At 46.7% G+C, this 11299-nt stretch carries 11 protein-coding genes; 3 read left to right on the top strand and 8 right to left on the bottom strand.

What is annotated here, in order from left to right:
- Window positions 1-117 precede the first annotated feature (117 nt).
- Entirely contained in the window at window positions 118-1092 is a 975-nt protein-coding gene (locus KM295_RS16195) for an alkaline phosphatase family protein (protein ID WP_256031289.1), read from the top strand.
- A 24-nt stretch (window positions 1093-1116) separates the two neighbouring features.
- On the opposite strand, the gene KM295_RS16190 is transcribed toward KM295_RS16195, so the two are convergent.
- The 5 genes from KM295_RS16190 to sat form a co-directional block, all read right to left on the bottom strand.
- The gene (locus KM295_RS16190; RefSeq protein WP_256031288.1) at window positions 1117-1914 is read right to left on the bottom strand and encodes a formyltransferase family protein; all 798 of its coding nucleotides are present in this window, start codon (window positions 1912-1914) and stop codon (window positions 1117-1119) included.
- Entirely contained in the window at window positions 1907-2845 is a 939-nt protein-coding gene (locus KM295_RS16185; RefSeq protein ID WP_256031287.1) for a polysaccharide deacetylase family protein, read from the bottom strand. Before KM295_RS16185 ends, KM295_RS16190 begins: the two co-directional genes overlap by 8 nt.
- A gap of 217 nt (window positions 2846-3062) precedes the next feature.
- Window positions 3063-4181: a glycosyltransferase family 4 protein gene (locus KM295_RS16180; protein WP_256031284.1), complete on the bottom strand. Its 1119-nt coding sequence runs from the start codon at window positions 4179-4181 to the stop codon at window positions 3063-3065.
- A 73-nt stretch (window positions 4182-4254) separates the two neighbouring features.
- The gene (gene cysC / locus KM295_RS16175) at window positions 4255-4875 is read right to left on the bottom strand and encodes an adenylyl-sulfate kinase (protein WP_256031283.1); all 621 of its coding nucleotides are present in this window, start codon (window positions 4873-4875) and stop codon (window positions 4255-4257) included.
- A gap of 2 nt (window positions 4876-4877) precedes the next feature.
- Complete coding sequence (gene sat / locus KM295_RS16170; protein WP_256031280.1) at window positions 4878-6029, bottom strand: sulfate adenylyltransferase; 1152 nt, start codon at window positions 6027-6029, stop codon at window positions 4878-4880.
- Window positions 6030-6223: 194 nt separating this feature from the next.
- On the opposite strand from sat, the gene KM295_RS16165 reads away from it, so the two are divergent.
- Window positions 6224-7336: a glycosyltransferase gene (locus KM295_RS16165; protein ID WP_256031278.1), complete on the top strand. Its 1113-nt coding sequence runs from the start codon at window positions 6224-6226 to the stop codon at window positions 7334-7336.
- A 9-nt stretch (window positions 7337-7345) separates the two neighbouring features.
- Here the strand turns inward: KM295_RS16165 and KM295_RS16160 are convergent, their stop codons facing one another.
- Window positions 7346-8191 (bottom strand): alkaline phosphatase family protein, encoded by an 846-nt coding sequence (locus tag KM295_RS16160; RefSeq protein ID WP_256031276.1) that lies wholly within the window; start codon window positions 8189-8191, stop codon window positions 7346-7348.
- A complete protein-coding gene (locus tag KM295_RS16155) occupies window positions 8188-9129 on the bottom strand; it encodes an alkaline phosphatase family protein (protein WP_256031274.1) in 942 nt (313 codons plus the stop codon). The genes KM295_RS16160 and KM295_RS16155 overlap by 4 nt, the downstream gene beginning before the upstream one ends.
- Before the next feature lie 93 nt (window positions 9130-9222).
- On the opposite strand from KM295_RS16155, the gene KM295_RS16150 reads away from it, so the two are divergent.
- On the top strand, window positions 9223-10122 hold the full coding sequence (locus KM295_RS16150) for a sulfotransferase family protein (RefSeq protein WP_256031272.1): 900 nt from the start codon (window positions 9223-9225) through the stop codon (window positions 10120-10122).
- A gap of 265 nt (window positions 10123-10387) precedes the next feature.
- Here the strand turns inward: KM295_RS16150 and KM295_RS16145 are convergent, their stop codons facing one another.
- Window positions 10388-11185, bottom strand: a complete 798-nt coding sequence (locus KM295_RS16145) for a class I SAM-dependent methyltransferase (protein ID WP_256031271.1) — start codon at window positions 11183-11185, stop codon at window positions 10388-10390.
- Window positions 11186-11299 lie beyond the last annotated feature (114 nt).

Here is an 11299-nt window from a genome sequence, read left to right as displayed (position 1 = left end):
CGTGCTGTTTTCGTCCCATTGCTGTAGATACGCGCTCAGAGAGCTTAAGCTAGTGAGTACAAATCTGAAGCTACACTGAGCGTAATCTATTACCCGTCCGGCTAACTACGAGACAGCATGACTGTCGTCGTCTTCGGGATAGACGCTCTCGATCCAGAGATTACAGAACGCGAGAGCCATCCTCATCTCACTCTATCGGACTCAAAGAAGATTGAGACGATTGTTAGTTCCACAGGTGCCCCGAGTACTCACGAACTTTGGCCAACGATTTTCACAGGGCTTAGACCACCTGAACACGGTTTAGTGCTTGATGATGGTGTTGCCTGGGAGAGTCGGGCCCTCCAAGTTGGAAGCGAACTAAGTAATTATCTACTTCCAGAATCGATCCAAACGAAGCTTGGAGCATGGTTACTCGACAAGACATCCGAGGACGCGTTTCGTGTACCAGCGACGTATTACCAAAAAAACAGAATCTCAACGGTCTTTGACGGAATTGAAGCCGCAGTGATCGGAGTACCGAATTACGTCATTGATCCAGAGTCGGAAGATAGGGAACATCAACTTCGACGCCAGATGGGAGAGTTATTCAAGCGTGATCCAGAAGGCGGCGGACGCCACACTTCGGAGAACGCCGAAGAATTCTATGAACAGTGTATTGAGATGGTAATGATTCGGACTGCACGCGTGAGACGCGCCGTCAGAAGCCGACAGAGCGAACTCGTGTTCGGCTATACCAGCGGTCTCGATCTGATCGGACATGTTTCGCATAATCGTCCCGAACTCCAACGACGGGCCTATGAAGAGACAGATCAGTTTGTCAGTGAATTGCTCAGCGATATCACTAAAGACGATGTACTAGTACTGATCAGCGACCACGGACTTCAGGACGGGCTCCATACCGATGAAGCGATGATCGCGAGCACAGATCCCGAACTTATTACGGGAGTCTCCGACGTGACAGACGTTCGAGAAGCGATCGAAACCGAACTCACCGACGGCGATCATAGCGCAGGATCCCGTTGGAATACGCAAGAAACTACTGAGATGGATGGCCAAGTCGCCGAGCAGCTCGAAGACCTCGGATATATGTAACTGCCCGCCGATAGACGCGTTATTTCACCGGTCGGAATATCGCTTCATTTTTTCCCGGAGATACATGAGCGTCTCTCGCGTCGAAGGAATCGTATACAGGGCACCTGTATCTGGATCCGTTTGCATGTTACCTGTTACGCAGTTGGTTACTGCGATCGGTAACAAATCAGGCGACGCTTCATAGAGTCGTGAGAGTACCGCCGGCCAAGAGGTAGCATCGTGAATATCGATTTCTCTAAAGGCAGCGATATCTCCTCCATCCAGAGATTCATTCAGCTTTTGAACGGTCACACCGGCAGTCGGTTCACCACGGACAAACTCGTGAAAGCCTGCAGGACGTCCTCGATAGCGACGAAGGTCCCCATGGTGGTAACTGAGTATTCCATACGTTGGGGCCGTGAGTGCATCGCCAACGACGATGCCAAAACCGAAACGGACGGCAATATCTGTCTTGTCGAGACATTCGACCGCCTCAGAAGAGAGTTCGTTTCCGAGCCCGTCTGTCGGTTGTGGTTGGGTGTAAATCTTATCGAGATCATCGAAAAAGTCGATATCGGATAGGACCGTTCGTTTTTTATACCAAGGTTGACCCGTGAACTGATACTTCAGGAGGTGGAAAAGACGGAGCACTTTCCATAGCGAGAGCTCCGAGAGATGCGTCCTGATCGTGGAATCACCTGTATCAGCTGAATTGATTATTACTGTGACAAGGTTTGCGTCTATCTCCTCGCTTTCGAACAGCGAGACTAGCACACGTCGTTGCCATTCGTTTACAGATTCTGAATTGAGTAGGACAGCAACACGGATCGGTTCCTCAGTCATTGTTCACCAATTGAGGGAGATCACACATTCGGTGGATGGTTACATCTCCGTCGTTTCGGCGCTTTGCTAGATATTTGAGACCGGACTTAATCGGTGGGAGTTGTTCGTCGTTAGCAATGTTGAATAGATGAGTCCACAAGTGAACGTGTCCATTCTGGTTTACTGCCCGATCAACAGCCGATTTGATATACTGGCGTAAAATCCGCTGTCTGATAGTCAGTGGGATCGCTTTCAACAGCGGATGTAACTCAGTTTGCCCAGTTTGAAGGAAACCACTACTCAGCGATGGGTTGGGTGTACAGAGGGTTTCAACGATACCATCTCTTTTCCGTAACTCAGTCGTTGGATGCGTTCTCTTTACTCCCCAGACAAACTTACGTGCCAGATTTTCTGGGATATAATAGTCCTCTATCGGCCGTCGGACGACCTCAATACCAAGGTCAGAGAATACTTCATACGACGGGGTTTGATGACGGGGGAAGACGATCGATTTGGGAGAATTTAGCCCGAATTCTCGATGAACCTCACGAGACCGTTCGATTTCGTGCCGAACAGTATCAGCCGACACATTCTCACAGAGAATATGTGAATATGTGTGCGTTCCAATCTCGTGTTCAGTTTCCGTATTACTGATACGGCGTGCGAGTTCGGGGGCATAAAATAACGGATCGATTGCCGCATCGGTCCCGGGATCTTCGTTCCACCATCCCTGAGGATAGGATCCCTCGTGCTCCCCACTGCAGGAATCGTGTAATAAATGTCCAACGATATCAAATGTTATTGGAATATCATGCTTATTACAAAGATGAAGAAGTTCGTCAAGTGTTTCGGACTCTTTGGTTCCCCGGTTCGAAAAGTAGCTATATTCCCCTCTATCATGTGTCCCCCATCCGAGTTCGATCTCCGTACTTAACGTGAGGGAACCAGTCATAGTATGCGTAATTGAGGGTTGCGTATTATACTCTTTGGATCAAATTATTCTGTTTGATTAGGATCGGACTAGACGGGGTTTCCTATCCTTTCCTCATTTTGTCACTCGTTGAGTGGGGGACATGCATGGGCGCTATCGTACTGGAAAAAGCAATTCAACTGGTAGAATATGAACAGGTCCACGAAAAATCACGACTAATAAACTAATCGATAAGTTTTTATGCAGACTGAGACGCGAGGACTTCGTGATACAGCTCGCTGTATTGCCGGGCGATTGACGGAAGCGAATACTTGATTTCAACTAGTTCCATTCCACGTTGACGGAACTTATTGCGTAGCGTTGAGTTCTCTCCGAATTCGATAATCCGCTCCGCGAGCACATCCAGGTTATTGACCGGATGGAAGAGCGCGACATCCTTGTAAGGTATTGTAAACGGTTCGATATCGGAGAACACACATGCGTTGCCAACTCCAAGTGCTTCGACGGCAGCATTAGCGAACCCTTCCCACCGAGACGGCATCACAAAGATATCAAGTTCGTCCATCATTCGGTAGACATGATCTCGATCGAGAAGGCCAAGGAGATGTATCTGATCTTCGATTCCTTTGGATTGGGCAAGCTCTTCTATATCAGTTTGTAGCGGTCCATCTCCAGCCAGTACTAGTTCGTATCGTTGGTTCGATCGCTCGTTTGCTATCGCGAGTGCACGAATCAAAACATCGTGTGCCTTCTGTTCGGTGAACATCGCAGCGTTGCCGACGAGGATCGTGGATGAGTCAATCCCGTATTCTGCTCGGACGCTCCATTCGAGATCGCGTGCCTGTTGGACCCTATTCAAGTCTACGCCATTCGGAATGATCCGTATCTGCTCTTCCGAGAGTAATGCTTTCTCCCATCGGGTAAAGGAGTTATAGACTGCTTGGGAGTTACAGACAACGTACTCCGAAAGCGGATTCGTAAGTCCGTTCGCGATTCGACCCTTCCGGGTGAATCCGTTTCGTGTATTGCCCTCGCGGGAAACAGAAGGTATTCCGAGGCGATAGGCGATGACCTTTGCGAAAGAGCCGGAATGGGGATGGTGGGCTTGGACGAGATCATACGGTTTGAGAATATTTCGGACGGTACGATACGTTTCTCGATCGATCCCAAAGGTGATGTCCGGTGCGTTCACACAGTAAATCTTCAGTTGATCGTCTCCTTCGAATTGATCGGCTGAAAACCAAGCGAGTACGTCAACAGCTACGTTAGTATTGCTTTCGAGTGCGCTAGCAATCGTCGCCGGAACGGATGTCTCCCCGACGCTATTGACGACGTAGCACACCTGCATATCCGCCATCCTGAATGTTGACAAGTAGAGGCCGTATTTTATTGTTCTGGGATCTAACGAACAATTAGTATTATGGAAATAGCTAACGGTCTAGGTATCCGAGATCACCGAGACGATCAATGACTTCCTGCTCCTCTTTACGCGTGATAGAGAAGTTATACTCGTTATCGAGGCGCTCGTCAAGGAGTCCTCGATCTTCAAGCTGAGCGAGGACGTGATTGACGCCGTCCTCAACGGATTGTTCTTCTGTATCTACCACAATCTCAGGATTCAATGGCTCCTGAAAGGGATGGTTGATGCCAGTAAATCTCTCGATTTTCCCCTCGCGAGCTTGCTCGTAAAGTCTCTTCGGATCACGTTCCTCAGCAGTCTCGACAGAGCATTTCACGTATACAAGAACGAAATCACCCTCGTCTTCGATAATGTCTCGCGCTTGTTCCTGAGAGTCTCTGAATGGGGTAATCATTCCGACGATGACTGGGATATCGTTTCGGTTCAGAAGTTTGGCGATGTAGGCGGTTCGGCGGTTGTTGATGCGACGATCTTCCCTAGAGAAGCCGAGGTCGGGATGAAGATGTTTTCTAATTTCGTCCCCATCGAGGTTTTCAATAGGATAGCCTAACTCAACGAGACGGTCTTCAACACGACTGGCAAGCGTAGATTTCCCAGCCGACGGACGTCCCATGAACCAAAGAGTAAACATCGTTATTCCTCCACAAATACCTCATCCAGCGTCAATATTGTTTCGGCGACCTCCGACCGCATCAACTCCGAGGGCGGTACTTCGTCCTCCGAAAGCATTCCTCGAAGCTTCGTTCCGCTCGGTTCCATGTGCTGGTCGCTGTCGTGCGGACAGATCTTTTCAGAAACGATACCGTCGCATCTCCTGCAATAAAATGCGTAATTGTAGTACAGCGGTTCTATTCCCACATCCCCTATCGCGTCAAACAGGCGTTGGGCTTCAAAATCCCCGTAGTAGTTGCCGACTCCAGCGTGATCTCGGCCGACAATGAAATGAGTACAACCGAAATTCTTCCGGACGATCGAATCGAAGACGGCCTCGCGCGGCCCAGCATACCACATCCGCGATTTGAACATCGACAGGACAACAGATCCGCTGGGATAGTAATTCTCGATCAGCGATTCGTACCCCTGTAGAATAGCGTCATTCGTGTAATCGCCTGGTTTCTTCTCTCCGATCTTCGGCTGGATGAGTAACCCATCCACATGTTCAAGGGCAGATTTTTGTAGGTACTCGTGTGCACGGTGAGGGACGTTTCGGGTTTGGAACCCGACTACAGTGTCCCAGTCGTATTTTTTAAAGAGAACACGAGCTTCCTTCGGTGTAATATCGTGGTTTCCGTTTCGGGGAAGCGAATCGTGAAACGCTTTGATCGGTCCTCCAACGAAGAACGGGTTTTTTGACCGAAGTGCACGCACTCCGGGATGATCGCTATCAGTCGTTCCGAAAAGTTGGCTACAAGCTTCTTCCTCGTTGTATCGGTAGATACTATCGACATCTACGATGCCGATTGGCGTTCCATCCGGACGACGAATACCGATTCGCTCCCCGGGTTCAATTTCGTCCGCTATTTTTGTATCTACGTCGAGAACTACAGGGAGTGGCCATGCAACCCCACTCTCTAGCGTCAGGTCGGTGACGACCTTTAGAAAATCATTACGCCCCATGAACCCTTTGAGAGGGCTGTACACTCCGTTCGCGATATTTACGAAATCGAAGAGAAGGTTGCGATCAAGCGTGATCGTTTCGAGGTCATCAAAAGTTGATCGAATCTCTTCGCTTCGATCTGGACTGATAATCCGATCGACTAAGTCATTCCCGTGTGGCTGGATCATCACCGTTCTTTCTGAGAGGAAGTGGGACAAACATTTCGATACTCATACGCTGATTGGGTTAAATAAGTACCGCTATCAAGATAGACAAAAATATCTTGCAGGGCTACTCAGCAAGCAATATCGGACTCCCGCTCACTCGTCGACACTTAAATTAGTACATGAAAATCACGGCGTAATAATACTGTTTACTGAAGATGAAAATATCATATATATATCATACGAATCACGATACAAAGAGTGCACACAACAATCAGATCATCCATACCTGTAACGCATTAATTAAAACAGGACATGAGGTTACGGTTTTCACGGCTGGAGGGCTCAGAGAATACGCAGCTAAACATGATCTGACGATATCTTTCAACGTTCATCAGACAACAACCCTTAGAGAGATATCCTCAATTGAGCAGATCCTGTACTATTTCGAGGCAATATGGGCGGGGAGATCTCACGATGTGATCTATACTCGAGATATATCTTTTCTAAAGTTTTTGACTCTAATTCCAAGCTCCGCTTATCCTCCAGTTGTATTCGAAGCGCACAAATGTCATACCGTTGTTGACGGAATGGGTCAGGACGAAGAACGTCGACGATTCAAACAGGTAGACGGCGTCATAACGATATCCAACGGTATCCGATCCGATCTTGAGAAACTCGGGATACCTGTAGATGCGGTTGTTCGAGATGCCGCAAATGTCGAGTACATCCCATCAGCAACGAAAGAAGATCTCCGTCGTGATCTCGGCATTGATGATGACGCTACGGTATTCGTCTACGCAGGTAGTCTCGATCCGGATAAGTACGATCTGAAAAGTGTTATCGAGGCATTCGGATCGATAGCTACGGACAGGATTCGATTATACGTTCTCGGAGGAGAATCCACCCAAATTGAGGGACTTGAACAATATTCTAGATCAGTTGACCTTGACAATATAGCTCATTTTCTCGGACATCTTCCTCAGCGAGAGGTGTTCAAGTATCTCAAAGCAGCAGACATCGGTCTCGTAGCACAGCAACCGACGGACATTCGTGCCAGTAAATATACCTCTCCCCTGAAATTGTTTGAGTATCTGGTAAGTGACTTAGTCGTGGTCGCGACTGACGTACCATCTATTGCAGAAGTCGCTGATGAGGAATCACGAATACTCACGTACGATCCAAGCAACCACACGGATTTAAGAACCGTTTTGGAGACTGCAGCTGTCGAATGGAAATCTCTACAGACAGGAGAGAACGATATGCAGTACAGTTACGAAGACCGCGCTCAGGAAATTCACTCCGTACTAAAGAAGTACGTGAAGTCGTAGGTCGATGAGCTATTCGGCATATCCGAGCGCACGTAACCTGTCCTCGACCTTATCCGCCGTCTGAGTTTCTTCTCTCGGCGTCAATTCGATCCACGGGACGTTTATTAGGGGTGCCAAGTGACAGCTACACGGATGCTCGTAGAAGCCGAACTCCCGGAGCAGACCGAACATTTCTCCGTGGTCTGCAGTTACGATCACTCTATATTCTGAGTTAATCCAATCTGGGAGGTATTCTGTCAGCGTATGCCATACACTACGGATAGATGCATCATACGCCTGTTTCGCCTTCGCGATATCGATCACCCCTCGTTGCATGGCGACCTGCACAGAGGTGATCTCTTCGCTATCAAGAGTCCAGGGCCCGAGATCGTCGTACGCAAGCATCCATTCATTACCTAGTTTTGCGATGTATGGCCAGTGGGGCTGCTGGAGATGGGCAACAATACTGTGAGAGGATTCTTCCACTATGTCGTCGACTCTATCAAGGATCGGTTCAGGAGGGACTGTCTGGAGTGTGCTATCCCAGTGGTTCTTCCAGAATGGCTCAAGCGTTTCATAGCTGATGTTGGCATCAACTTTCTCATATTGAGGATTTCCGGAGATGATATGAGTACCTTCGAAGAGACTGTCTGAGGAAACTGCTTGCAGCCACTGTGGTGTACAACTTGCTGGAGAGATTGCTGAATCTACGGGCCATCCAGCGGCCTGTTGAAGAATATCTGTACGACAGGCATCTAATATGATCAGTATATCCCAGTCAGCCGACTGTAAACGAGTAAATTGGTCTGATCTCCTTCGAGAAGTTAGTTGCTGAATAACTCGTTTCCGCGCCCGATAACCGACCTCTTCCTTCATAAATATCCTAAATCCTGCAGCTGTTCTTCGATTTCACTTTCATCAGGAGTAAATATCTCAGCTGGTTCTTCAGACTCAACAATCTCTTTACGATCATCATAGTCAACGATAAACCACGGAACGCAAACGAGTTCATCGACGTAGACGCCTTCGGGATGTTCGTATGTCTTTAGGGGGATCGGTTTCATTCTGTCTCCGAGTAATTCCCCATGATCAGCCGTTATCACGGTCTTTCCTTTAATATGGTCCAATAGACGAGGGAGCTCTTCGAGAACTAATGAGAGCGTACTCTCGTATGCGCCCACGATATCTTCTCTTGTATATCCTCGATGTCGGAGTCTTGCAGGACAGGTTGCTTCCATTCGATGGAGTTCAGCTCCGTCTTCTGTAAAGTACGGTTCGTGAGGCTGATAATAGTGAATAATGCAACGCTTGTCATCAAATCGGGTGGTGTACTCGATCGCGGCATTTGTAGCGGTTTTAGGATGAGTAACGGTACCATCAAAGCTGTCTTGCTCCATAAGTTCGTAGTGGTACAGCTCTGACTTTAGTTCGTCTGCGAGCTTGCTATACCAAGGGTTGTCTGTCAAATATACCGTATCGTATCGTTTCTCGTTCCGGAAATTCGCCCGAATGAACTCCCACGTTTTGCTTCCACGTGAGATCCGTGATTCCAAATTGCCATCAAAATCATGGAGTTTTGCGAATCGGTCGTACCGACACGCATCAAGAATGATCAAATTATCCCAATCCTCGTCGAAAATACTGATACCGTTCGTATTGAAATCCGTTCCAGACCGCCAGTGATTGTACCTTCTATTATATCTTTCCGCTGCAGCAATCGATTTGCACCGACTTGTGAGATATAGCTCCTTCGCTAGGTATCTAATCCCTTCACGCTGATAGGTTTCCCAGACCTGCTCGAAAGTACTGCCCATCTCTCCTCTGAATTGATTCGGCAAGCGTATATAAGGACTACGGAGCAGAATACGTATCGACAGATTCATTCAAATTCTCTCCGAGTTTCATCTATGTCTTCATCCGTTGGACGGCTCATTGAACTCTATCAAGATGGCGGTCTGGAGTCTATTTTTGACGGTATTCGCCGATTTTTCCATTGGCGGAAGCTGCGGGTCCTCCGATTCTTTTCTATGCATTGTGGTCCACATCTCGGGATTTGGTTAAAAGGTGAATCTCTTACCGAACCTATTTTTATAGTCGGATGCCCCAGATCCGGTACCAGCATCTTCACCCGTAACTTGGCATCCCACCCAGACGTTGCTGAATGGTCGGAGGCGGGGAGAATCTGGGATCCGAATTATTCAGATCCGACTGCGGATCATGTTTTTACAAGCTCCGATGTCACAGAGCAGGACCGCGATCGGATTCGCAATACGTTTCTCACTTACACGAAACTACGGGGAAAAGCTCGGTTCGTAAATAAGCACCCACGAAACACCCTCCGTATCGAATACATACGAGAGCTATTCCCGGATGCTTACTTCATCCATATGGTCCGGCATCCGATCGGACCAGTTGACTCGATGATGAGACGTTCGAAACAAGATGATCGAGTTTCCCATCCATACGGGCGGTTCGTAAAGCCTCCCGGTTGGCGAGAAGATATACATAAAGATGGTCTATCTCAGTTCGCCCTCTCGTGGAAGAAAATTAATGAATTTCTGCTGGATCATCACGATGAGCGATTCTACACAGTTACATACGAAGCCCTGTGTGAGAACTCCGTGAACGCTTTCAACGGAGTCTGTGAATTTGTCGGGTTAGATCCTGGCTTCAGGGCAGAAAACTTACCAAGAGACATGACCAACCATAATCAAAGGTCTACGAAGAACCTCTCTTTAGAGGAACGAGATCGCCTTTGGTCGATCGTAGAGCCGGTCGCAACAGAGTTTGATTACGAAAAGATGTAACCTAGGTGATTATTAATTCCTTCGCTTGAATGTTCTATATACAACGGCAAACTATTGCTTATATTTCATAATTCGGGGGAATTATTATTGAAAAGAGATATGGTTTAAACATATGGGGTTTTGTAGGTATATTGAATTAATTAAGCCTTCCTTTGATCACTGTTAAACCTGAATCAAGCCGTTTATCGTAGAGTAGGCTTTGAACTCTAAGTTTGTTATGGAACCTCAGTATCTTCTATAATTCTCGTAATATTCTGAATGGAATTTATGAACGACGACCCTTACATCTGACATAAATATATTGTCCTCCTGTCAAACTACTTTTTTCTATAGGAAGTAAAAATAATGAAAAGAATAAATATAGTAATTTACCTAATCTTGTATTTGCTTGACCTCCAAAAAAACTATAAATAATTCTTTCATATACCGCTGAGAAAGGGGTTTTATATAGTTTAGATTCTAAATGGGAAAAATTCTCGTCAAGAATATTCTGAATATCACTATTATACCACTCTTTATTCGATATTTGCAACAATAGTGTGCCATTTGGCCGTAACCACTGACAAAAATTTCTAACAACTGCTTCATGATCTGATGGCGGAATATGATGTAGAGTATGCGTTGATGCAATAAGGTCCAATGATGAATCTGGGAAAATTTGATTCCTCATATCTCCATTTATGGCTATGTACATCGGTTTATTATATGTGCAGTGCTGAGATAATTTTTTTTGAGTTAGTTCTCCATCAATGAACGCTGTTTGGGAATCTTCCTTGATCTTCTTCATGCCCTCTCTTAATCTTCTTTCGTCATTATCAACACCATAATATATGTCACAGTTAAAATTATCTATATTTTTAAAATCGGATGCTGCTATGTCGGCAGCTCGTTCGCAATGACTATACCGCTCAATATCTTTGTCAAATATGTAGTGGAAATATGTTTTCGAGGGTCTAGTTTTGATATTGTGTTTTGACAAAATATGCCTTATCACTTGATATATGAATTCTATTATCCCCTCATTTCGGATGATAGATATTCCTTTCTTTATTCGAGTGTCCATACAAAACATAGCATAGGAATACGTACTTTAATATACCGATCGCTCATCTGTAGCAGTGAATACTTTGTAAGTGGAGTTCGTAACTGGCTCCAAGATGGTCAGCAGAGAGAGCGT

The sequence above is a fragment of the Natronomonas aquatica genome, from assembly GCF_024449025.1.
GTDB classification, from domain to species: domain Archaea; phylum Halobacteriota; class Halobacteria; order Halobacteriales; family Haloarculaceae; genus Natronomonas; species Natronomonas aquatica.
Note: the sequence above shows the minus strand (reverse complement) of the source record. Positions and strands in the feature narration are given on the sequence as shown.